Raw genomic sequence first — 22,987 nt, forward strand, 5'->3', positions numbered from 1 at the left:
CCGCGCACGACGAAGCGGCGCTCGAAGAATTCAAACACACGCCGAACACACGGAGCGTCGGCTTGCACCTCCGCGGAGTCACGTCTGCATCTCGATTGCCGGGACCTCGCCCCCTCCACCGGCGCGCAGGCATCGCACCCGCGCGGCCGACCGTCAGGCCTGCGCCGCCTGCTGCCGGCCGAGCCACGCCTGCTTCATGAACCGCCGGACGTCCTCGTCGACGCGGATGTCACTCGGGCGCAGCGGTCGGGAGAGGTACAGGCCGTCGAGCGAGGTCAGTCGGCTCAGGGCGACGTAGGTCTGTCCGGGCGCGAACGCCCCGGCCCCGAGATCGACGACGGCGCGATCGTAGGTCTTGCCCTGCGACTTGTGGATCGTCACCGCCCACGCCAACCGGAGCGGGAACTGCGTGAACTCCGCCACGATCTCTCGCGACAGGTTCTTCGTGCCGGGGTCGTAGGCGTAGCGGTATCGCTCCCAGACGGCCGGTTCGACGTCGTGCTCGATCCCGTCGACCTCGACGCGCACACTGTCGCCCGCGATCCGGGTGACCGTGCCGATCGTGCCGTTGACCCACCGCGACGCCTCGCCGAACTGGGCCGAGTCGTTGCGGAGGAACATCACCTGCGCGCCGATCTTGAGCGTCAGCGCCGGCTCAGCCGGGTAGTTGCCCTCACCGCGTCCGAAGTCGCCCGAGATCTCGGCGTTGGCCGTCTGCGTGCGGCCGACGAGTTCTTCGAGGTGCCGCCGGTTGATCTCGTTGACACGGTCGTTGCGGGTGGCCAGCGTGATGATCGGGTGCTCGCCGTCGGCGGGGTGCGGCGGCGTGCGCGCGCCGGCCGTGTTCAGGATGCCGGCCATCTCGGCCGTGACCCGCCCGTACCGCACCGCATTCAGCAACGTCTTGAAGCCCGGGTCGGACTGCCGGTGGATCTCGACGAGCTCGTTCACGTGCAGGTCGGCGCCGTGCCGGCCGATGTCGATGAGGCCGTCGCTCGCCGCTTCACCCGACCACACCTTGGCGTCGAAGAACCAGAACGAGCGGTAGTGATCGCGGATGTAGCGCGCCTCGTCGCCCCGCGGCGGAACGGGCGCGAGCTGGTACGGATCGCCGAACATCACGATCTGCGTCCCCCCGAACGGCTCGGCGCGGCGACCGCGGGCCTGGCGGAGCGAGCGGTCGATGGCATCCATGAGGTCGGCGTTCACCATCGAGATCTCGTCGATCACGAGGGTGTCGATCGCGTTGAGGAGCTTGCGGGTCGCGTCGTTCTGGTCGATGTCGCCGTTGGCGATGAGCCCGATGGGCAGACGGAACAGCGAGTGGATCGTCTGTCCCTCGACGTTGAGGGCGGCGACGCCCGTCGGCGCGCACACCGCGATCTGCTTCTTCGTGTTGTACGCCAGGTGCTGCAGGAGCGTGGACTTGCCGGTGCCCGCGCGCCCGGTGACGAAGACGTGCTCGCGCGTGTCCTCGATCAGGCGGAACAGCGCCTGCTGCTCGGCCGAGAGAGGGGGCGTGGTCACCGGTTCATGCTAGTTCGCGCGGGATGCCGGGGCCGGGCCTGTGGACTACTCCGGGTTCGGGGCGCGTTCCGGCGTTCGGGGCGGAGGATTCGCGCCCCGAACCGAATTTCGCGCCCCGACCCGTCGTTACGCGACTCTCGACGTCTCCGCCGCGCCCGCGTGAACTCTGCAATTCCGCTCCCGCACAGCTCGCCTTCCTAGACTGGGGGCGTGCACGCGACGGACGGGGGCCCGGCAGCGCCTGAGGGTGCTGTCCCGACGCGCCCGCGCCACCTCGCACGCGACCTCACGATCCTCGGCGTCGTCGGCGTCCTGCTCCTGGCCGCACTCGGAGCGGGGGCGGCGGCGGCCTACCGCGAGTTGTACAGCCCGCGCGCGTTCGTGCTGCACTACCTCGAGCTCCTGCAGGATCGGAACGCCGCCGAGGCTCTCGCCGTCCCCGGCGTCGCCGTCGACTCGACCGAGCTCCAGAACGCGGGGCTGCCCGCCACGGCATCCGATGCCCTCCTCCGCACCGACGCCCTGCAGACGATCACCGCGGCGCACGTCACCGCCGAGACCGTCGTCGACGACGTCACCCGCGTCACCGTCGAGTACCGCGCCGGTTCCTACGACGGCCGCACGACGTTCGCGGTCCGTCAGGACGGCTGGATGGGTGTCGCGCCGCGCTGGCGATTCGACGTGAGCCCCCTCGCCGTCGTCGACCTCAGTGTGCGCGGATCGATGCGCTTCTCGGTCAACGGCTTCGACGTGGACAAACGCCAGGTCTCCGTCGACGGCGTGGATGCCGATCCCTCGGCGGCCGTGCCCCTGCTGGTGTTCTCGCCCGGGCTGTACTCGGTCGCGGTCGACACGCCGATCTCGGCGACCCCGGGTGTCGCGATCCTCGCCGACTCCCCGCTGACCGGCGTTCCCGTCGACGTGCAGGCCGAGCCCACGGAGGAGTTCGTCTCCGTGGTGCAGCAGCGCGTCGAGGATTTCCTCACGGGCTGCGCCGAGCAGAAGGTCCTGCAGCCCACGGGATGTCCGTTCGGATTCACGGTCCGCAATCGGATCGACGGCGCGCCGACCTGGACGATCGTCGAGCAGCCGACGGTCTCGGTCGTCCCCGACGGAGCCGGCTGGCGCATCCCGTCGGCGAAGGCCACGGCGCACATCGAGGTCGACATCCGCTCGATCTTCGACGGGTCCGTCCGCACCGTCGAGGACGACGTGCCCTTCACCGTGGACGGGCAGATCTCGGTGCAGCCCGACGGGTCGGCATCCATCTCGATCGGCGGAAGCCTGGACTGACCGGACTCCGCCCCAGTGACCCATCGCCGCGGGGCGTGCTCAGGACGGCGGCTCGGTGTTCACGACGCGCCAGCGCGCGGTGCCCTCGAGGACGTCCTCGACGTGGCTGCGGAAACGCGGGCACTGCGTGATGTCGTGCGAGCGACACCGGAGGGCGTGCGCGGTCATCGCCCGCGCCTGCGCGATCTCGTCGGCGCGGCGGTCGAGCTCGGCCACGTGCTCCTCGAGCACGCGATGCCGATCGGGGGCATCCTCGTCGAGGAGCACACGGATCTGGTCGAGGGACATCCCCGCGGCCTTGTTGCGCAGGATCACCGCGATCCGCACCAGATCGGCGTCCGCGTACCGGCGTCGATCGGCGTCGTCGCGCGCGGGGCGCAAGAGCCCGGCATCCTCCCAGTGCCGGAGCACGTGGGTGTCCAGCCCGAACCGCGCCGCCGCGTCGCCGATGCTCTCGCCGCTTGACTTCATGTCGACATGAAGTCACACCATGGTCGCGAACGCAAACGGAAGGAGCCCGTCATGTACGAGGCCATCATCATCGGCGGCGGCCCGGCGGGGCTCCAGGCCGCGCTCACCCTGGGCCGCATGCACCGGCGCACCGTGCTGCTGGACTCCGGCGAGTACCGCAACGCCACGGTCGCCCACGCGCACAACCTCCTCGGCCACGACGGCGCGGCCCCCGCCGACCTGCGCCGCCGCGGCCGCGCCGAGCTCGCGGCCTACGCGTCGGTGGAGGTGCGGGATGCCACCGTCACCGCGGTCGCGGCCGACCCCGACGGCGTGCGGGTGGAGGTCGCGGGCGAGACACTGCGCGCCGGGCACCTCGTGCTCGCGACGGGACTCGCCGACGAGCTCCCGCCCGTTCCGGGACTCGCGGAGCACTGGGGGGATCTCGTCGCGAGCTGCCCGTTCTGCCACGGGCACGAGTTCGCCGGACGCCCCGTCGCGATCCTGAACGCCTCCCCGCACGCGCAGGTGCTCCGGGGCATGCTGGCGCCCGTGGCATCCGAGGTGTTCGTCCTCGATCCCGCTCGGGTGACGCGCGTGGAACCCGCGGACGACGGGCTTCGCCTCGTGCTCGACGACGCCTCGACGCTCTCCGTCGCCGGAGCATTCATCGGCCCCGCGCCCCGTCAACGCGCACCGTTCGCCGAGGACCTCGGCCTGGCGCTGCAGGAGTCGGGGGCCGTCCGGGTCGACCCGTTCGGACGCACGAGCGTGGAGCGGGTCTTCGCCGTCGGCGACATGGCGCACGCCGACCATTTCCCCGGCCCCATGGCAACCCTCGCCGCCGCGATCGCGGCCGGTCAGCTGGCGGCCGTCGCCATCGTGCAGACCCTCGCCGCGGCCCGCTGAGTCAGCGTGGCCGCCGCGCTCGCCCGGCGGCCACGCGCGCGAGGCTCGAGAGCTCGATCGCGCGAGCGTCGACCCCGCCGGGGATCGTCATCCGCGTGGGGATGTAGCCGAATGAAAGCCCGTGCGCCGGGTCGGCGAAGGCGATCGCCCCACCCGCACCGTCGTGACCGTAGGCGCGGAAGCTCCCGAACGGCATGTCCGCGTGGGGCTTCATGAAGACGACGCCGAAACTCAGCGGGATGTCGAGCACGAGATCCCGGCCGCGCACGTGCATCTGGCCCATGTCGGCGAACGTGTCGGGCGGTGCGATCGGATCACCGATGTACCCGAGGGTCGCCGCGTACAGCCGGGCGAGCCCGCGCGCGGATCCGACCCCGCCCGCCGCCGCCGTCCCCCGGCGACGGACCGCCGGGGTGTGCGGACCGAACCCGTTCAGGAGCGCATCGCCCGCCTGGCCGACCGGGCCGAAGGAGGCCGCGAAGAGGTTGTCGCGCGGGCCCGGATCGGGGGCATCGCCCACGAACGCCGGTCGCGGGTCGACGTAGCGCGCGGCCTGAGAGTCGGGCAGGCCGAGATAGAAGTCGATGTCACGCGGAGATCGGATGCGGTCGTCGTAGATCGCCTGCAGCTCCTGCCCGGTGATCCGGCGCACCAGCTCCTCCATCAGGATGCCGATCGTGATGCCGTGATACCCGAATCCGCTCCCCGGTCGCCAGAGGGGCCGCTGTCGGGCGAGGCGCTCAGCTCCCGCGCGGGAGTCGAGCGCGTCCTCGGGCCGGATTCCGTCGTCGGTCGCGGGCAGGCCCGCTTGATGCGACAACAGCTCGCGGACCGTGATCTCGGCCTTCCCCGCCGCGGCGAACTCCGGCCAGTAGTGCGCGACGGGACGGTCGAGCTGGAGCTCGCGCTCCCCGAGCAGCAGAGCGATCACGGTGCCCGCCACGCCCTTGGTCACCGAATACACGCCGGTGATGGCATCCGCACCCGGCCCGCAGGTCAGGTCGACCACGACCTCGTCGCCGACGAGGACGCACACCTGCGCACCGTAGTCCGGGTCGGCGGAGGACCACTCCGAGAGACGCTCGCTCACGGACGCGAAATCGGGATGGACCCGCCCCTGGACCGAGTTCACGGCATCCTCCTCGATGGCGCCCCCACCGCCCCGGTGGCGGGCAAGACGAGACTAGCGGGCGCGGCGCATTCCGCTTCCCGGTCTCCGTCGACCGCGTGGATGCCACCCCCACGGCGACTGTGCCGGTTGCCGCCTCAGCGGCCCTTCGCCGCGGCGCGTTCGGCCGCGCGGGCGTCGCGCTCAGCCAGCCGCTGCAGCTCGGCGTTGTACTCGTCCAGCTCGACGTCGCCCACCCGGTCCACGTGCCGGTCGCGGCGTCGCTGCTGCCGTTCGTCGCTGCGGCTCCACTGGATCGCGACGGTGATCGCGAGGATCAGTGTCGGGATCTCGCCGACGCTCCACGCGACGCCGCCACCGGTGTACTGGTCTTCCAGCGGGGTGGCGCCCCACGTCCGCCCCATCGATCCGAACCATTCGGCCGCCATGAGGCCGGAGTTCATCATGATCGCGATGCCGAAGAAGGCGTGCATCGCCATGACCGCGATCAGGATGAGAAGACGTCCCGGGTAGGGCAGGCGGTAGGGCACCGGATCGATGCCGATGAGGCTCAGCACGAACAGGTACCCCGTGATGAGGAAGTGCGCGACCATCCAGATGTGGCCGACGTGGTCGTACAGCGACCAGCGGAACAGGTCGGTGTAGTAGAACGCCCACAGCGAGACGATGAACAGTCCCGCCGCCACGAACGGGTTCGTGAGGACCTTCGCGACCGGGTTGTGCACGGCCCACAGGATCCACTCGCGGCCACCGCGCGACCCGTCGTCGCGCTTGCGGATCGCCCGCGCGGCGAGCGTCACCGGGGCTCCGGCGACCAGCAGGAGCGGGATCGCCATCGACAGCAGCATGTGCTCGATCATGTGGACGCTGAACAGGTAGTCCTGGTACACGTTCAGCGGGCCCGACGTGACCCAGAAGATCGCCAGCATGCCGAGCGACCACAGGATCGTGCGGTGGATCGGCCAGGAATCGCCGCGACGACGGAGACGCCACGCGCCGGCGAGGTAGAAGAACAGGCCGAAGCCCGCGACGAACGCCCACAGCAGGTCGATGTCCCACGCGGTGAACCACCGGTCGAGCGTGAACTCGGGCGGGAGGGGCGACCCCGTCAGCACCTCCGCGGGAGTCGTCCCGATCAGCGGCAGGTCGGCGGCGGGCGGGGGCGTGCGTGCGAGGGCGACCGCGATTCCGCTCGCGACGCCCATGAACACCAGCTCGAGCAGGACGACGCCCCAGAAGCGACGCGAACCCTCGTCGTCGCTCATCCGGGCGATGAGGCGCCGGCGGTACCAGGCACCGAGGATGCCCATCGCCACGAGCGCGGTCACTTTGACCAGGACCAGGATGCCGTACGGCGACAGGAGGTTCTGCCATCCGACCAGGCCGATCGAGGCGCGCACGGTGCCCGAGATCGCCACGACGAGGAACGCGACCAGGGCGATCGAGGAGTATCGCAGCAGCGTCGTCTGCAGCTGCGGACGGCTCATCGCGGGACGCACGACGACCAGCAGGATGAGGCCGCCGAGCCAGACGGCGGCGGCGAGGATGTGCAGCACCAGCGACGTGACCGCGGCGGTGTGGCTGGCCTCGGTGCCGGCGTGGCCCTGCGTGCCCATCGGGATCAGTGAGGCGAGGGCGAGGAGCGCGACCAGCAGCGTGGGAATCCACGTCCGCACCGCGAAGGTGAGCACCGTGAGGACCGCGCCGGCGATCGTCGTGATGAGCCACGCGGGGCCCACCTCGGTCTCGACGAGGAAGCGCCCGAGCTGCTGGCCGAAGAGCGGGTCGAGCGTCGGGGTCGCGTTGATGACGTTCAGGAACGTCAGGAACCCGGTGGCCGCGGCCGAGACGGTGAAGACCGCGGCGCCGATGGATGCCGTGTCCAGAGCGATCTCGAACGGCCGCTCCCCCGCGGGCAGGGCGAACAGCGCCAGCACGAGCGCGCCGACCATGGTCGCGGCCGACAGGTTGACCACGAGCGTGGCGACGGGGAGGCCCCACCGGACGAAGGGGCCGGGATCGGCCAGGAGCGTCGGCGCCGCGCCGCCGCCGTAGGCGAGACCTGCGACGACGCAGATCACCGAGACCACGACCAGGATGACGGGTCCGGCCACGCGCAGGGCTCGGGGATTCACCCCCCAAGCCTACGTCGCGCGGGAACACAAGAGGGGGGATGCCACCGGCATCCCCCCTCTCGACAGCTCGCGTCGTCTTACTTGACGGCAGCCTTCAGCTTCGAGCCGGCGGTGACCTTGACGCGCTTGCCCGCGGGGATCGAGATCTCCTCGCCCGTCTGGGGGTTGCGGCCGGTGCGGGCCGACGTGGCGACCTGCTCGAACGCGATCCAGCCGGGGATCGAGACCTTGCTGCCCTTGGCGACCGCCTCGGAGACGGTGGAGAAGAGGGAGTCGAGCACGCTCGACACGGCGGACTGGCTCTGTCCGGTCGCGCTGGCGATGCTCGCGACGAGCTCGGTCTTGGTGATGGACTTGTCGGCCATGTGGTTTGTCCTCCAGGCGACGGTCGGGTCGCCTCTCGTTACATCGGACGAGGAGAGATTCCCCTCGGTGGTCGGGAGACCGCCTCGACAGTATCAACCGAACCGCGGAATTACGCGGATTTTGACCGATTTCGCCCTTTGCGTACCGGCGTGTCGCGCGCCGCGTGGGGCCGGAGTGCCCTCTGGGGCGTGCGAGACGGTGCCGAGGCCGCACCGTGGCGGAGCCGCGAGCGTGGTCGCGGCGGGGCCGAGCCGTAGAGCGGAGTCCGTGGTCGACACGCCGGTTCAGGATGCCACGGCCCGGGGTGTCCCCGACGTTCTCCGCTCGACGGTCCGCCGCGGAGCGGGCCGGAGAACGACGAAGGGCGGGAATCCCTCTCGGGACCCCCGCCCTTCGCGGTGGTGCGGGTGCTTACCAGCTCGACTTGGTCACGCCGGGCAGCTCGCCACGGTGGGCCATGTCGCGGAAGCGGACGCGCGAGACGCCGAACTTCGTGAGGACGCCACGGGGGCGACCGTCGATGACGTCGCGGCTGCGCACGCGGGCGGGCGACGCGTTGCGGGGCAGCTTCTGCAGGCCCACGCGGGCGGCCTCGCGGGCCTCGTCGGTCGCGTTGGGGTCGACCAGGGTCTTCTTCAGCTCGGCGCGCTTCGCGGCGTAGCGCTCGACGACGACCTTGCGCTGCTCGTTGCGCGCGATCTTGCTCTTCTTAGCCATGTGCTTAGCGCTCCTCTCGGAAGTCGACGTGCTTGCGGACCACGGGGTCGTACTTCTTCAGCACGATGCGGTCGGGGTTGTTGCGGCGGTTCTTGCGCGTCACGTAGGTGTACCCCGTGCCGGCGGTCGAACGCAGCTTGATGATCGGACGGACGTCCTGAGCCTTCTTCGCCATTACAGCTTCACGCCCTTCGCCTGCAGGTCACGGACGACGGCCTCGATACCGCGGGCGTCGATGACCTTGATGCCCTTCGCCGAAACGTTGAGCTTGATGTTGCGACCCAGCGACGGAACGAAGTAGGTCTTCTTCTGCACGTTCGGGTCGAAGCGGCGCTTCGTCCGGCGGTGCGAGTGCGAGATGTTGTGACCGAAGCCGGGAACCGCTCCAGTCACCTGGCACACTGCTGCCATGGTGATGTCTCCTTCTGTACCGTGACACCGGACGGTGTCACCCAAGATCCCTTGTCTGCACCCCGTTCCGGGCACAGCACGAGGCCGGGATCGGAAGAGGGGGTACGTACTGCGTGCTGGAGTGCGCGCAGACAAGCGTTCAGTCTAGCATGCCCGGCGTGTCGCCTTGACGGGCGGCGGCTTCCGCCGCTCCCCGCCCCCATCGGAAGGTCGACACCGTCGGGTCGCCGCCGATCCAGAACCGCCACGGGAAGGCATCCGTCCCCGCGACCCCGGCCACGCCCACCCGTGGTCCCGTCGTCGGTGCAGCCGGTTCGTCGGGGAGGAACAGCCGCGCGCGGGCACCCGCCCGTTCGGCGCCCGTGACAGCGTCGATCCCGTCGTGGATCGGATGCCGCAGGCCCACGGCATCCCCCAGGCGTCCCGGTCCGCGGGCGAGGTCGCGCGGCGTCCGGACGACGCCTCCGCGCTCCCGCCGACGTCGGTCGGCGACGTCGGCGCCCTCGATCACCTCGCCGCCGCGCAGCAGCACACCGCCGGCGACGCCGTCGGGGCCGCACACGACGTTGACGCACGAATGGATGCCGTGGCTCAGGTACACGTAGAGGTGACCGGGTTCTCCCCACATCGTCGCGTTGCGCGCCGTGGGACCGCTGCGCGCGTGCGAGCCGGGATCGGGGCGGTCCCCCGTCCCGAGCCCGTGGTACGCCTCGACCTCGCTGATGCGCAGCAGAACGGTCTCGCCGCCAACGACGGTCTCGAGACAGGCGCCGAGCAGCGACGGCGCGACCTCGACCGGAAGCCCCGCGAGATCGTCGCGCGTGGCGGGTCGCGTCATCCGGGCGGCACCTGGCACCACGACAGGTCGAACCCCTGCAGGGCCGCGACCTCCTGACCCGAGTCGATCTCGACCAGGTGGGTCTGCAGCCGCCCGGGCAGGGGCAGCTGATAGCGGTCGAACGGATTGTCGACGGCCTTCGGCGCGACCAGCACCGCGGCGTAGCGTCCGCTCGGCGACACGCACGTCTGCAGCACCGTGTCGGTGCCGGGAACCTCGAGCAGCGGTCGCACGGTGCCGTCGGTGTCGACGTGTCCGATCGTCGTGGCGCGATAGGCGCCGTCGGAGCCGATGTCGGCGAACGACCGGATCGTCCCGGCGCCCGTCCCCGGGACCGGCGTCGCCCGGCCCGGCATGCCCGGCGGGTCGACGGGGTCTTCGAGCGGCTGCTCGGAACCGTCGGTCAGGTTGATCTCGCGGATGCCCTCCAGCCGCTCGACGATCGCGACCGAGGATCCTCGGGCGATGCCGTCGATCGACAGGGCGCTCCCCAGCGGGGCGGCGTTCCCGCCCTGCGCGTCGGTGAGCAGCAGCCGCGAGTCGAACGTCAGCACGAGCATGCTGTCGGTGTCGGGCACGAACCGCCAGTCGCCCACGCGCACGTCACCGCCGTTGAGACCGATCTCCACCGGCGGCGCGTCGTCCGCGGCCGACGCCGTGAACAGCTTGCTCTCGCGCCCTCCGGCGGTGCCCAGAGTGGCATCCGAGAAGGTGAACCCGATGCGCTCGCCACGGTCGGCCGACTGCAGGTTCGAGACGAACCCCGGGCCCGGCAGGGCGATGTCGCGGGCGTTCTGTCCGTCGAGGTCGGTCACGATGACCCGCGCACGGTCGCCCTCGCGCACCGAGATGACCAGGTGGTTCGCGGTGGCCCGGAAGTCTTCGATGTGCTCGTGGGTGAACACCGGCAACCCGGCATCGCCCTGGAGGTCGGTGCGGAAGATCGTGTCGCCGTCGGCCGTGCCGCGCTGCATGAGGAACGCCGACAGCGGCGGGGTGCGGAAGGTCTCGGTCAACGTCGAGGCGGGCCCCGCGCCGAGGCCCTTCACGCCGTTCACGGTCACGGTGTAGTCGGAGTCGTCGCGCAGGGGCAGCGTGAAGCGGATCCCGACGCTGCGGCCGGACGTGTCGACGGTGAACGGCGTCGCCGGCTCGACCTGGACCTGCGAGACGTCGATCTTCTCGAGCGACTGGGTCGTGGTGAGGATGACGCGGGCCCCGGATGCCGCGACGGCGGCGGCGGGATCGACCTGCACGTCCGTCACCCGCGGGCCCTGCGCCACCGAGACGACGCCGCCGACGCCGCCCACGAGGACGAGGGCGCCGATCACCGCGGCGAAGGCGAACAGGTATCCACGACCGCGGCGTCGGCGCGTGCGGGCACGACGAGAGTCAGTACTCATACGGATCCGCCGGCTCGTCGATCGCGGCGACCTGGTCGGCGTGCACCTCGAGCGCGCCGTCGCCGGTGGACCGGACCGTTCCGGTCACCGTCACCCACTGCCCGGTCGACGGAGCGGACCCCGCCGCCGTGATCGGCAGCCGCGCCGTCTGGGCGTCGATGACGCAGTGCGTGATGACCAGGCGCGTGAGGTCGAAGCTCGCGCCGTCCTGCCCGGGGGTGATGAACCCGGTCAGGGTGACGGGCTTGCCGTCGAAGGTCTCGGGGTTGGTCGCGTGCGCGAAGACCGCCGACCAGTCGCCGATGCCGAACTTCGAGGTGTCGCCCGACGCGGCGAGGGTCACCACGTCCGAGCCGACGAACAGCGGCGGAGCCCCGACGTCGCGCGAGACGGCGAGCTCGGCCGACAGCGAGGCGGGCGGGGTCAGCAGCACGGCCACCACCGCTCCGGACGCGATGAGGCCGCCGCTGAACGCCGCGAGACCCGCCGCTGTGAGGCGGGGCCGCGCGGCGAGGTGATCGTGGGCGGCGGCGTCGTGTGCGTCGGGGGCATCGCCGTGGTCGTGATCCGCGTGCGCGAAGGCCTCGCGGCGGGCGCGGGCGGGCGCGACGGAATGCCCGTGTTCGTGATCGTGGCCGTGGTCGGCCTCCGCGCCGAGCGGGAGCGCGAACGTCGCGATCGCGCCGAGCAGCGCGACGACCGACATCCCGACGGCGAACCAGGCCGAGTCGGGGTTGATGTACAGCGAGATGCGACCCGTGATCCACAGCGCGATCGTGGTGACCGCGAGACACGCGGTCAGTCCCACGCCGAGCCACCGGGTGGCCAGAGCGCCCGTTCTAGACAAGGAGGTTCACCACCGTTCCCAGGGCGAAGGCCGACAGCACGACGATCGCCGTCAGCCCGACGAGCACGCGGGTGGTGAAGGTCGTGCGCAGCAGCGCGTACATCTTGAGGTCGACCACCGGGCCGACGACCAGGAACGCCACGATCGAGCCCGGCGTGAAGGTCGAGGCGAACGACAGGGCGAAGAACGCGTCCACGTTCGAGCACAGCGACACCACGACGGCCAGCACCATCATCGCCGCGATCGACAGGGCGGGGTCGGAGCCGATCGCCAGCAGCGCGCTGCGCGGGATCAGCACCTGCACGGCACCCGCGATCATCGAGCCGATGATGAGCGCCGGCATGACCGAGCGGAGCTCGACGACGAGCTGCGCGAGCGACCGGCGACCCCGGCCGCCGCGCTCCTGGACCACGATCTCGCACGTCTCGAGGAAGCGCTCGGTGAGGAGCTTGTCGGGGTCGGGATGCCGGCTGTACAGCCAGCCGATGAGGTTCGCGACGAGGAACCCGCCGACCAGGCGCGCCACGAGGATGCCGTCGCTGAAGCCGAACGCGGCGTGCGTGCTGATGATGACGATCGGGTTCACGATCGGCGCGGCCACGAGGAACGTCAGCGTGTCCGACACACGGAAGCCGCGCATGAGCAGCCCGCGCGCGAACGGGACGTTGCCGCACTCGCACACCGGGATGAGCATGCCGAGCAACGACAGCACCGCCCGGCGCGCCCACGCGGCACGTGGCATCCAGCGCTCGATCGCCCCCGGCGGCACCCATACCTGCACGATGATCGACAGCAGCACGCCCAGCACCACGAAGGGCAACGACTCGATCAGGACGCTGAGCGCGAGGGTCAGTCCGTCTTGCGCGCGGGTGGGCAGGGGGGCGGTGAAGAACGTCGGGGCGAACGCGTCGATGAGGAAGAGCGCGGCAACGACGACCGCGCCCACGCCGAAGCCGACGAGGGTGCGCGTGACGCCGGAACGCGGGGGTGCCGACGCGACGGAGCGACTACTCGTCGCCACGCTCACGGGCGCGCGCGAGCGCGCAGTCGGCGCAGACACCGAAGATGTCGACCACGTGCTCGGCCTGGGAGAAACCGTGCTGGGCGGCGGTGCGCTGCGCCCACTCCTCGACGGCGTCGGCCTCGATCTCGACGGCGACGCCGCACGAGCGGCAGATCAGGTGGTGGTGGTGTCCGCGGGTCTCGCACGCGCGGAAGAGGTTCTCGCCCTCGGGGCTCTGCAGCGAATCGGCATCGCCCTGGGCCGCGAGTCCCGCGAGCGCACGGTACACGGTGGCCAGACCGATGCCGGTGTTCTCGTCGCGCAGGGTCGCGTGCAGCGACTGGGCGCTGACGAAGCCGCCCGCACCAGCGAGCGCTTCGCGCACGCGCTCGCGCTGCCACGTGTTGCGCTGGACCATGCGGTCGAGTCTACCGAGGCCCGATGGTGAATCGGCTGGGGACTACACCGCCCGGGTGGTGCGGTCGCGACGCGCCCCGATCACCCGGCAGACGAGGTAGATCAGGAACGAGATCGTGGTGATGTACGGGCTCACCGGGAGGGTCCCGGCCACGGCCAGGAGCACGCCGCCGACCGCGGAGACGAAGCCGAACGACGCCGCCAGCAGCGGCACCGACAGGGGACCGGATGCCACCCGCATCGCCGCCGCGGCGGGCGTGACCAGCAACGCCATGACGAGCAGGGCGCCGATGATGTGGACCGCGACGGCGACGATGAGTCCGAGCAGCAGCATGAACCCGAGCGACACGGCCGTGGTCGGGACGCCGCGCGCGGCGGCGGACTGCGGGTCGAGCGAGTCGAAGCGCAGCGGGCGCCAGATCATCAGCAGCGCGAGCAGCACGATCAGTCCGATGACGACGAGCCAGCCGAGCTGGGCGCTCTGCACCGACACGATCTGCCCGGTGAGCAGGCTGAACCGGGTGGCGCTGCGGCCGTTGTAGAGCGACAGGCACAGGATGCCGACACCCAGGCCGAACGGCATGAGCACGCCGATGATCGAGTTGCGGTCGCGGGCGCGCGCTCCGAGCAGCCCGATGATCGCCGCCGCGATGAGCGACCCCACGATCGAGCCAGAGACGACGTCCACCCCGATCAGCAGCGCCACCGCCGCGCCGGCGAAGGAGAGCTCGCTGATGCCGTGCACCGCGAACGCCATGTCGCGCTGCATCACGAACACGCCGATGAGTCCCCCGACCAGGCCGAGCACGGCGCCCGCGTAGACGGAGTTCTGCACCAGTTCGAGGATCGCGCCGTACTGGCTCACCCCGCCGAACAGGGCGTTTCCGACGTCGGACCAGTTCATGCGTCTTCCTCGTCGTGATGGTGGTGCTCGTCTTCGGCGTCCGGAGCTCCGACGACGACGAGTCGTCCCCCGGCGCGGGTCACGAAGACGGGCGCGCCGTACAGCGCGGTCAGCGTCTCGGACGTCAGGACCTCTTCGGGGGTGCCGAGCGTGAAGCGGCCGTGGGCGATGTAGAGGATGCGGTCGACGTGGGCGAGCACGGGATTGACGTCGTGGGTGACCAGCAGCACCGCCGCGTCCCGCTCGCGCCGGTGGCGGTCGATCAGCCGCACGACGGCCTGCTGATTGGCCAGGTCGAGGCTCGTCAGCGGCTCGTCGCACAGCAGCAGCCGCGGGTCGTCGGCGAGGGCCTGCCCCACGCGGAGCCGCTGCTGCTCCCCGCCGGACAGCAGCCCCACCGGGCGGTCCGCGAACGCGTCGGCGCCCACCGCGGTGAGCAGCTCCTCGATGCGGACGCGGTCTCTGCGGCGCGAGAACGGCAGCCCGAACCGGTGTCCGTCGACGCCGAGACCGACGATGTCGCGTCCGCGCAGCGGCGTCTCGCGCGGCAACGGCCGCTGCTGCGGGACGTAGCCGATGCGGCGGTTGCCGGCGCGGCGGACCGGCGAGCCGAGCGCCTCGATGGTGCCGCCGCTCAGCCGTTCGAGCCCGAGGATGGCGCGCAGCAGCGTCGTCTTGCCCGAGCCGCTGGGCCCGAGCACCGCAACGAGCTCGCCGGGCCCGACCTCGAGGTCGAGCCCGGACCACAGCTCACGCCCGCCCCGCTCGAGGGCGGCACCGCGGATACGCAGGGGGGCGGTGTCGCTCACGCCGCCAGGGCGTCCGACAGCGCGGTGATGTTGCTCTGCATCCACGAGAGGTAAGTCTGGCCCTCGGGGAGGGTCTCGGTGAACTCCAGCACCGGAATGTTCTTGGCCTTCGCCTCGTCCATGACCTGCGTGGTCTCGGCGCCACCGGTCTGCGGGTTGACGATCATGACCTTGATCTGGCCGGAGTCGATCAGCTGCAGCGACTCGAGCAGGGTCGCGGGCGGCACGTCCTGGCCCTCTTCGACCGACTCGCTGAACTCGTTGGGAGTCGCGTTCACCAGACCCGCGGCTTCGATGAGGTACACGGGCACGGGCTCGGTGACGAAGACCTTCGCGCCGGCATCCTTCGCCTCGATCTGGCCGAGCGAGTCCTCGAGGCCGGCCACCTGCTGAACGAACGCGTCGGCGTTCGCGGTGAAGTCGGCGGCGTGGTCGGGCGCGAGCTCGCCGAGGTGCTCGGCGATCGCCTTCGCGAGGTCTTCGACCGTGTGCGGGTCGTACCAGACGTGCTCGTTGAAGCCCTCGATGTGGTCGTGACCGTCGCCCTCGGCGTGGGCGTGGTCGTCGGCGCTCTCGCTGGGCGCGGCGCTGGCATCGTCGTGCGACTCGGCACCGGGGTAGTCGTGGTTGTACTCCACGGCGGTGAGCACCTCGGCGGACGATCCGCTCGCGTCGATGAGCGATTCCATGAACGCGTCGTAGCCGGCGCCGTTCTCGATGACCAGCTGCGCCCCCTTGAGGGTGAGCTGGTCCTGCGCGCTCGCCTCGTACTCGTGCGGGTCCTGCGTCGGCGACGTGATGATCGACGTCACGTCGACGAAGTCGCCTCCGATGGACTCGGCGATCGACCCGTAGACGTCGGTGGATGCCACAACGGAGACCTTGCCGGATGCGTCGGTCGCACCACCGGCCGACGGGGCGGTGCCGGCGCAGCCGGCGAGGGCGAGCACGGAGGCCGCGCCGAGGACGAGAGGGGCGAGGAGGCGTCGGGTCATGACCCTCACTGTATCGGTAGTGATAACCGTTCTCAAACTCAGGAGCGGACGGCTCCTCTCGTCATACGCCGATGACGACCCCCACCGGCGCAACGAACTCGTGCAGGCCTGACGCCACTTCGAATCGCCGGCCGTCGGGGAGGTCGACCACACCGGTCACCCCCGTCGGGACTCGTACCTCGACCGCCAGCTCACCGTCGGCGATGCGCCACGCGATCGCGGCGCGTCCGTATGGCGTCTCGTGCTCCGCCGACGCATGGGTCAGCCCACCGCCCGGACGCGGCGCGAAGACGATCCGCCGGTATCCGGGCTCGAGCGGCGCCAGCCCGCCGACGGTGCGGTGGATCCAGTCAGCCACCGCGCCGAGCGCGAAATGGTTGAACGAGGTCATGCCGCCGGGGTTGACCGTGCCGTCGGGGAGCAGGCTGTCCCAGCGTTCCCACGTGGTCGTGCCGCCCGAGAGCACCGTGTACATCCACGACGGGCACTCCTTCTCGAGCAGGAGGTCGTACGCGGTTTCGACGTGCCCCGACCGCGTGAGCGCGTCGGTGATCAGCGGGGTCCCCGCGAAGCCCGTCGCGATGCGGTTGCCGCCGGCGCGGACGAGCTCGGCCAGGCGTGCACCCCAGACGTCGCGTTCCGCCGTGTCCGCGTACAGCTCGAACTCGATGGCCAGGGCGTACGCGGTCTGCGCGTCGCTGGAGAGGAGTCCCGACGCCGTCACGTACTCGCGGCGGAACGCCTCGCGCACCTCGTCTGAGAGCTGTGCGTAGATCGCCGCGTCGTCCGCGCGGCCGAGCACCTCCGCCGTCTTCGCGAGGTGACGGCTCGACCAGGCGAAGTACGCCGTCGCGACGAGGTACCGATCGGTCGTGGCATCCGCGGGATCGTGCGGAGGAGCCGCCGGGTCGAGCCAGTCGCCCAGCTGGAAGCCGGTGTTCCACAGGCGTGCGGGCCCCGCGAGCCGGGAGACCAGATCGACCCACTTGCGCGCCGAGTCGTACTGGTCGCGGAGGATCCGCGCATCACCGAACTGCCGGTAGAGCGTCCACGGAGTCAGGACCGCCACGTCGCCCCACGCGGCGCCCGGGCGGATCGGCGTCCACTCCTCGCCACCGGGGATGACCGGCACGTACCAGGGCACGGTGCCGTCCGGCAGCTGCTCGACGGCGACGTCGCGCAGCCACGAGCGGAGCATTCCGGAACAGTCGTAGAGGAAGGATGCCGCGGGCGCGAACACCTGGAGGTCGCCGGTCCACCCCAGTCGCTCGTCGCGCTGCGGGCAGTCGGTGGGGATGTCGACGAAGTTGTCGCGCATCGACCACCGCACGTTCTCATGCAGCCGGTTCAGCAGCGGATCCGACGACGAGAACCATCCGGTCCGCTCCATGTCGGTGTGGTAGACCCGCGCGGTGATCGCACCGGGCGCGATGTCGCCCGGCCACCCCGTGACCTCGGCGTAGCGGAAGCCGTGGATCGTGAAACGCGGCTCCCACTCCAGGCCCCCGCCGCGATGCACGAGGACGTCGGTGGCCTCGGCCCCGCGGAGGGGCCGGGTGTACAGCTCGCCACCCTGGAGCACCTCGGCATGACGGAGGGTGATGACGCGTCCCGGCTCGGCATCCACCGACAGGCGCAGGCGTCCCGAGATGTTCTGACCGAAGTCGAGGACCCAGGCCCCCGTCGACGACCGCGTCACCTCGACCGGAGCGAGTTCCTCGGTGCACCGCACGGGCGGGCCCTCGGGCGCCACGAGCGTCGCGTGATCGACCGGGAGGAGCCGCGCGGGGGTCCACGCCGGGTCCTCGACCGTGGCCCAGTCCGGGGCGTCCCGTCGCGCGTCGAAGTGCTCGCCCTCGTAGAGGCCGGTCGACACGATCGGGCTCGGTGCCGCCTCCCATTCGGCATCCGTCGCCACGACCGACCGTGTGCCGTCGACGTGCTCGATCTCGAGCTGCGCGATGAGACCGATGTCGCTGCCGTAGAGGTTCGGGTAGCCGCCATGGAACCCCAGGCGCCCGCGGTACCAGCCATCGGCAAGCCATGAGCCGATCGCGTTCGCTCCTTCGCGGAGGTGCTCGGTCACGTCGTACGTGTAATACCGGAGCCTCTCGCCGTAGACCGTCCAGCCCGGGGAGAGCGCGTCATCGCCCACGCGACGGCCGTTGATCTCGACCTCGTACAGACCGTGCGCCGAGACGTACAGCCGCGCGCGCCGGACCTCCGACGCGACTTCGAACGCGCGACGGACGCGAGGCGGATGCCGCAGCTCCTCGGGTTCCTCGTCCCACGCGGGCCCGACGACGCCCGCGATCCAGTCCGCGGCATCCAGCAGTCCCGCCTCGACCCGCGACGGCGGCGACCACGCCGACGCCACGTCGTCGTCGCCGAAGAGACGCACGCGGAGGGTCGCGCCTTCGCGCGAGGCGAGCGGAGCGAAGGGCCAGTCGACCAGCACCGACTCGGCGCTGCGCACGGGACCGGACGTCTCGACGCCGCGCCCGGTCGTGATCTCGAGCTCGTAGCCGGTCTGCCGCCACCCGGCGGGGGCCGTGGTCTTCCAGGACACGCGCGGGGCCGCCACGCCGATGCCGAGGGCATCGCGGAGGTGTTCGAACGTGAGGGGGGATACGTCTACGGTCATGCGGTGGTCATCTCATCCTGCTGCGGGTGAACCATGGGCTTGAGGGCGGCGCGATCGCGCCCGGGGAGAAGAAGGGCGTCGTGCACGGCGCCGAGAGGGTGCACGCTCGTCACGAGGCGGCGCAGATCCACCCGTCCGCTCGCGGCGAGCGCGATGGCATCCGGGTACTGGTTCGCGTAGCGGAACGTGCCGGTCAGCGAGATCTCGCGCGACTGGAGCACATCAAGCGGGAGCGTGACCTCGCCGTCCGCGGCCATGCCCACCAGCACGGCGCGACCGGCCGGCACCAGCGCCGCGATCCCGGCGCGGATGGCCGCGGCGACTCCCGAGCACTCGATGAGCACCGTGCGGTCCGCGGGCAGCGGGTCGCTACGCGGGTCGACGGTCGTCGACGCGCCCAAGTCCATGGCCACGGCGAGACGCTCCGTGGACACGTCGCTCACGCACACCTCGGCACCCGCCGCGAGCACCACCTGCAGCACGAGCAGACCGACGGGGCCCGCGCCGCTGACGAGGACGCGGTCGCCGATCGCGATCCCCGCCTTCCGCGCGGCCCATAGCGCGACCGCGAGCGGCTCGATGAGTGCCGCCTCGTCGTCGTCGAGGGCATCGGGGACGTCGTGGGCGAAGTCCGAGGAGACGGCGACGTGGGTCGCGAACGCCCCGTCGACGGGCGGGGTCGCGAAGAAGCGCACGTCAGGGCACAGGTTGTAGCGCCCGGATCGGCACTGCCCGCACTGCCCGCACGGCACGCCGGGCTCGATGGCGACGCGACGACCCCTGCGGGTGTCGGAGACGTCGGCGCCGACCGCGACGATGACCCCGGATGCCTCGTGCCCGAGCACGAGGGGATCCGCGACCCGCGTCGCGCCGATGCGCCCCTCGCGATACCAGTGCACGTCCGAACCGCACACGCCGACCGCGCGGATCTCCACGAGCACCTCGTGCGGGCCGAGGACGGGCACGGGCCGGGTCTCGACGACGGTCGTGTCGACCGCCGTCATCACGGCCGCGCGGACGGACTCGGGAGCCGTCATCCCTTCACCGCGCCGCTGGCCAGGCCCGCCATGATGCGCTGGTTGAGCACGAGATAGATCGCCAGGATGCCGAACACGTTGATGCAGATCGCCGCGAACAGCGGGCCGTACTGCGTCGCACCGAACTGTCCGGTGAAATTGAGCAGTCCCACCTGGACCGTCCGCAGCTGCGACGAGTTGGTGAACGTCAGGGCGATGAGCAGGTCGTTCCAGAAGAAGAAGAACTGCACGAGCCCGACGGTGACGATCGAGTTGCGGGCCATGGGCAGCGCGACGGAGAAGAAGGACCGGAAGATCGACGCGCCATCCAGCGTCGACGCCTCGAACACCTCCCGGGGGATCGCCCGGAAGTACGTGGCCATCATGAACACCGTGAGGGGCAGACCCGTCGCCGTGTAGGTGATGATGAGCGGCCACAGCGACCCGGTGATGCCCGCCTGGAAGTACACCGAGAAGAGCGGGAGCAGGATCATCTGGCCGGGCACCATGATGCCCGCGAGGAAGAGCAGCAGGATGCCGCCCCGCCCGCGGAACACCATCACCTCGAGCACGAACCCGGCGGCGACGCCGAGCAGCAGCATGAGCGCCAGCGCGGGGAACACCGCGACGACGCTGTTGCCGAGGTACTGGCCGATGTTGCCGGTGACCCAGGCATCGACGTAGTTCTGCAGGTTCAGCTCGCGCGGGAGCGCCCAGGTGGGGGCGTTGAGGAACTCGTCTTGGCTCTTGAAGGAGTTCATGAGGAGCCAGAGCAACGGGAGCACCTCGATCGCCACGAGCAGGACGATGAGGACGGTGCCGGGGATGCGGCGGACCGAGCCCGAGCGCGAAGCCGGGCGGCGTCGAGGACGCAGCTGTTCGGAGGAGGTCGGAAGGGTGGCGGTGGACATGGCGGATCAGCCCTTCGTGACGTCGCGACGAGACGACCGGAAGATGAAGACGGTCACGATCAGGCACAGGATCGTCAGCAGCAGCGCGATCGAGGCGCCGTAGCCGTATTCGCCGTAGCTGAACGAGGTCTGGAACATGTAGAGGGTCAGCGGAGTGGTCGCCGTTCCCGGGCCTCCGTTGGTCAGGGCCACGATCGAGTCGAAGACCTTGAGGGTGCCGTTGATCGAGAAGATGATCGACGAGAGCAGGACCGGCAGGGACAGCGGAAGCACGATGCTGCGCACCATGCGCCAGCCGTTCGCGCCGTCCAGGCGCGCGGACTCCATGATGTCGTCGGGGATGTCGAGCAGGCCCGTGTAGAGCAGGACCGCGTAGAAGCCCATCGACCGCCAGAGATCCATGATCACCAGGACGACGATCGCGCTGACGGGGCTGCCGAACCAGTCGATGGATGCCACCCCGAAGACGTTCAGCAGGGCGTTCACCGGGCCGGTCTGCGGCGCCACCTCGAAGAGCTTCTGGAACATGAGGGCGACGGCGACGGTGGGGATGATGACGGGGAAGAACACCAGGGTCCGGACGACGCTGCCGCGGTTGCGGAGGACGAAGACGTAGAAGAGCGCGAGCAGGTACCCGAGCAGCACCTGCCCCGCGGTGATGATCACCGCGTAGAGCAGCGTGAAGCGGAGGGCCTCGGCGACGCGCGGGTCCGTGAACAGGCGCACGAGGTTGTCGGTGCCGACGAACTCGAATCCCGAGATCGCGTTGCCCTCGAAGAGCGTGTACCCGAGCGACCACACCACAGGGATGAGCATGACGAGGGTGTAGACGAGGAGCGCCGGCCCGAGCAGCAGCGCGATCGCGCGGCGGTCGCCGAGGACTTTGTTCATGGGGATTCCTTCGGAGGGGAGGGGAGGCGGGGGCGAGGCTGGTCGCCCCCGCCTCGGAGGACACGTCAGCCCAGGTCGGCCTGCACCAGGCTCATGAAGTCCTGGGGAGAGGTCGCGCCGGTGAGCAGCTGCGCCGCGTTCTTCTGGCTCGTCTCGGTGGCCTTGGCGCTGAAGAGCGCCTCGAACCACAGCACCGATTCCTTGGTGGAGGAGATCTGGTCCTGCACGAGCTTGGTCAGGTCGTCGACCTGGACGTCACCGTCGACGGTGAAGCCCGAGATGGTGTCGGCCTTCGACAGGGACTCGGCGCCGTAGTTGTTCGCGATGCAGGTGAGCCACTTGCCGGTGTTGTCGTTGTAAGCCTTGGCCGACAGCGCCATGGGCAGACCGACGTTCGCCGGCGTCTGGCTGGCGTCGCCCTTGCCGCCGGTGACGCTGGGGAAGGGCAGGAACCCGATGTTGTCCGAGCCGATCTGGTTCGCCGTCTCGTCGGCGAAGTTCGCCAGCGCCCAGCTGCCCATGTAGAAGAAGGCGGCCTTACCGGTGAGGAAGGTGTTGAACGCCGTGTCGTAGTCGATCGAGCCCACGCCCTGACCGAAGTAGCCGGCGGTACCGAGATCGGCGACGGCCTGGGCTGCGGCGACGTACTCCGGGTCGGTGAGCTTGGCTTCGCCGTCGGCGACCTTCTGCAGCGCATCGGGACCGAGGTCGCGGAAGATGTAGCCGCTGATCAGGCGGGTGATCGGCCAGCCCTGCTCACCCGAGGCGGAGAACGGCTGGACGCCCGCGCCCTGGAGCTTCGCGGCGGCTGCGGTGAGCTGGTCCCACGTCTCGGGAACCTGGAGGCCGTTGTCGCTGAGGAGCTTCTTGTTGTACCAGATGCCCTCGATGTTGTACTGGTACGGCAGGACGTTGAAGCCGCCGTAGAGCTGCTCGATGGTGGAGATGGCGGCGGGCTGGATCTTGTCGATGACGCCCAGATCCGTGAGGGTCTTCTTCAGATCGAGGACCTGGCCGCCCTTGGCGAGCTCCTTCGTGAGGGCCGGGGCGTTGCCCGCCGCGTACTGCGTGGGCAGCGCGTTCTGGCCGGCGAGCAGCTGGAGTTTCTGGTCGAGCTGCGTCTGGGGGACCGTCTCGACCTCGAGCGGCTGCGCGTCGTTCTCGGCCTTGCACTGATCGGTGCTGAGGCTCGTCAAGAGATCGGGGATCGTGGTGTTCTCCTGGTTCACCAGGAACGAGAACTTCGACCCTCCGGCGGCGTTCCCGCCGCCACCGGCGCAGGCGGTGAGGGCCAGGAGCGCGGCGGCACCTGCCGCGACGATGGCGACCGTCCGGCGCGACCGCATGAATGCTGTGGACACTTTTCCTCCTC

At 70.5% G+C, this 22,987-nt stretch carries 23 protein-coding genes; 2 read left to right on the forward strand and 21 right to left on the reverse strand.

The features are described from left to right. Positions 1 to 153: 153 nt before the first annotated feature. On the reverse strand, positions 154 to 1,527 hold the full coding sequence (locus BGO45_RS12150; RefSeq protein WP_292694602.1) for an ATP-dependent RecD-like DNA helicase: 1,374 nt from the start codon (positions 1,525 to 1,527) through the stop codon (positions 154 to 156). Positions 1,528 to 1,737: 210 nt separating this feature from the next. Between BGO45_RS12150 and BGO45_RS12155 the strand changes: the two genes are divergently transcribed. Further along, on the forward strand, positions 1,738 to 2,820 hold the full coding sequence (locus BGO45_RS12155) for a hypothetical protein (protein ID WP_292694604.1): 1,083 nt from the start codon (positions 1,738 to 1,740) through the stop codon (positions 2,818 to 2,820). Between the two features lie 39 nt (positions 2,821 to 2,859). Here the strand turns inward: BGO45_RS12155 and BGO45_RS12160 are convergent, their stop codons facing one another. Continuing rightward, positions 2,860 to 3,291 carry a MerR family transcriptional regulator gene (locus tag BGO45_RS12160; protein WP_292694606.1) on the reverse strand — a complete coding sequence of 144 codons (432 nt, stop codon included), beginning with the start codon at positions 3,289 to 3,291 and terminating at the stop codon, positions 2,860 to 2,862. Between the two features lie 51 nt (positions 3,292 to 3,342). On the opposite strand from BGO45_RS12160, the gene BGO45_RS12165 reads away from it, so the two are divergent. Beyond that, a complete protein-coding gene (locus BGO45_RS12165; protein WP_292694608.1) occupies positions 3,343 to 4,179 on the forward strand; it encodes an NAD(P)/FAD-dependent oxidoreductase in 837 nt (278 codons plus the stop codon). 1 nt (position 4,180) lies between these two features. Here the strand turns inward: BGO45_RS12165 and BGO45_RS12170 are convergent, their stop codons facing one another. The 19 genes from BGO45_RS12170 to BGO45_RS12260 all read right to left on the reverse strand — a co-directional run bounded on the left by BGO45_RS12170 (position 4,181) and on the right by BGO45_RS12260 (position 22,976). After that, the gene (locus tag BGO45_RS12170; RefSeq protein ID WP_292694609.1) at positions 4,181 to 5,311 is read right to left on the reverse strand and encodes a serine hydrolase domain-containing protein; all 1,131 of its coding nucleotides are present in this window, start codon (positions 5,309 to 5,311) and stop codon (positions 4,181 to 4,183) included. Positions 5,312 to 5,445: 134 nt separating this feature from the next. Further along, positions 5,446 to 7,443 (reverse strand): cytochrome c oxidase assembly protein, encoded by a 1,998-nt coding sequence (locus BGO45_RS12175; RefSeq protein WP_292694611.1) that lies wholly within the window; start codon positions 7,441 to 7,443, stop codon positions 5,446 to 5,448. A 77-nt stretch (positions 7,444 to 7,520) separates the two neighbouring features. Next, positions 7,521 to 7,808 (reverse strand): HU family DNA-binding protein, encoded by a 288-nt coding sequence (locus BGO45_RS12180; protein WP_022878194.1) that lies wholly within the window; start codon positions 7,806 to 7,808, stop codon positions 7,521 to 7,523. 412 nt (positions 7,809 to 8,220) lie between these two features. Then, the gene (gene rpsN / locus BGO45_RS12185; protein ID WP_022878196.1) at positions 8,221 to 8,526 is read right to left on the reverse strand and encodes a 30S ribosomal protein S14; all 306 of its coding nucleotides are present in this window, start codon (positions 8,524 to 8,526) and stop codon (positions 8,221 to 8,223) included. 4 nt (positions 8,527 to 8,530) lie between these two features. Beyond that, the gene (gene rpmG, locus BGO45_RS12190) at positions 8,531 to 8,701 is read right to left on the reverse strand and encodes a 50S ribosomal protein L33 (RefSeq protein ID WP_013584775.1); all 171 of its coding nucleotides are present in this window, start codon (positions 8,699 to 8,701) and stop codon (positions 8,531 to 8,533) included. Continuing rightward, positions 8,701 to 8,937, reverse strand: a complete 237-nt coding sequence (rpmB, locus tag BGO45_RS12195; RefSeq protein ID WP_013584774.1) for a 50S ribosomal protein L28 — start codon at positions 8,935 to 8,937, stop codon at positions 8,701 to 8,703. Before rpmB ends, rpmG begins: the two co-directional genes overlap by 1 nt. A 139-nt stretch (positions 8,938 to 9,076) precedes the next feature. Next, positions 9,077 to 9,775, reverse strand: a complete 699-nt coding sequence (locus BGO45_RS12200) for a DNA-3-methyladenine glycosylase (RefSeq protein WP_292694637.1) — start codon at positions 9,773 to 9,775, stop codon at positions 9,077 to 9,079. Then, positions 9,772 to 11,178: a hypothetical protein gene (locus tag BGO45_RS12205; protein ID WP_292694639.1), complete on the reverse strand. Its 1,407-nt coding sequence runs from the start codon at positions 11,176 to 11,178 to the stop codon at positions 9,772 to 9,774. The genes BGO45_RS12200 and BGO45_RS12205 overlap by 4 nt, the downstream gene beginning before the upstream one ends. Continuing rightward, a complete protein-coding gene (locus tag BGO45_RS12210) occupies positions 11,168 to 12,025 on the reverse strand; it encodes a TIGR03943 family protein (RefSeq protein ID WP_292694640.1) in 858 nt (285 codons plus the stop codon). Before BGO45_RS12210 ends, BGO45_RS12205 begins: the two co-directional genes overlap by 11 nt. Next, the gene (locus BGO45_RS12215; RefSeq protein WP_292695174.1) at positions 12,018 to 12,938 is read right to left on the reverse strand and encodes a permease; all 921 of its coding nucleotides are present in this window, start codon (positions 12,936 to 12,938) and stop codon (positions 12,018 to 12,020) included. The genes BGO45_RS12210 and BGO45_RS12215 overlap by 8 nt, the downstream gene beginning before the upstream one ends. A 94-nt stretch (positions 12,939 to 13,032) precedes the next feature. Then, the gene (locus BGO45_RS12220) at positions 13,033 to 13,446 is read right to left on the reverse strand and encodes a Fur family transcriptional regulator (protein ID WP_076493036.1); all 414 of its coding nucleotides are present in this window, start codon (positions 13,444 to 13,446) and stop codon (positions 13,033 to 13,035) included. Positions 13,447 to 13,488: 42 nt separating this feature from the next. After that, entirely contained in the window at positions 13,489 to 14,349 is an 861-nt protein-coding gene (locus BGO45_RS12225) for a metal ABC transporter permease (protein ID WP_292694642.1), read from the reverse strand. Then, positions 14,346 to 15,158 (reverse strand): metal ABC transporter ATP-binding protein, encoded by an 813-nt coding sequence (locus BGO45_RS12230; RefSeq protein WP_292694643.1) that lies wholly within the window; start codon positions 15,156 to 15,158, stop codon positions 14,346 to 14,348. The genes BGO45_RS12225 and BGO45_RS12230 overlap by 4 nt, the downstream gene beginning before the upstream one ends. Further along, positions 15,155 to 16,153 (reverse strand): zinc ABC transporter substrate-binding protein, encoded by a 999-nt coding sequence (locus BGO45_RS12235; protein ID WP_292694644.1) that lies wholly within the window; start codon positions 16,151 to 16,153, stop codon positions 15,155 to 15,157. The genes BGO45_RS12230 and BGO45_RS12235 overlap by 4 nt, the downstream gene beginning before the upstream one ends. Positions 16,154 to 16,214: 61 nt before the next feature. Then, positions 16,215 to 18,797: a glycoside hydrolase family 78 protein gene (locus BGO45_RS12240; protein ID WP_292694646.1), complete on the reverse strand. Its 2,583-nt coding sequence runs from the start codon at positions 18,795 to 18,797 to the stop codon at positions 16,215 to 16,217. Then, positions 18,794 to 19,834, reverse strand: a complete 1,041-nt coding sequence (locus BGO45_RS12245; RefSeq protein WP_292694647.1) for an NAD(P)-dependent alcohol dehydrogenase — start codon at positions 19,832 to 19,834, stop codon at positions 18,794 to 18,796. Before BGO45_RS12245 ends, BGO45_RS12240 begins: the two co-directional genes overlap by 4 nt. After that, on the reverse strand, positions 19,831 to 20,724 hold the full coding sequence (locus tag BGO45_RS12250) for a carbohydrate ABC transporter permease (protein ID WP_292694648.1): 894 nt from the start codon (positions 20,722 to 20,724) through the stop codon (positions 19,831 to 19,833). Before BGO45_RS12250 ends, BGO45_RS12245 begins: the two co-directional genes overlap by 4 nt. Before the next feature lie 6 nt (positions 20,725 to 20,730). After that, the gene (locus BGO45_RS12255) at positions 20,731 to 21,615 is read right to left on the reverse strand and encodes a carbohydrate ABC transporter permease (protein ID WP_076493024.1); all 885 of its coding nucleotides are present in this window, start codon (positions 21,613 to 21,615) and stop codon (positions 20,731 to 20,733) included. Between the two features lie 65 nt (positions 21,616 to 21,680). Then, entirely contained in the window at positions 21,681 to 22,976 is a 1,296-nt protein-coding gene (locus tag BGO45_RS12260; protein WP_292694649.1) for an ABC transporter substrate-binding protein, read from the reverse strand. Positions 22,977 to 22,987: the final 11 nt, after the last annotated feature.

The sequence above is a fragment of the Microbacterium sp. 71-36 genome (assembly GCF_001898305.1).
Classification (GTDB): Bacteria; Actinomycetota; Actinomycetes; order Actinomycetales; family Microbacteriaceae; genus Microbacterium.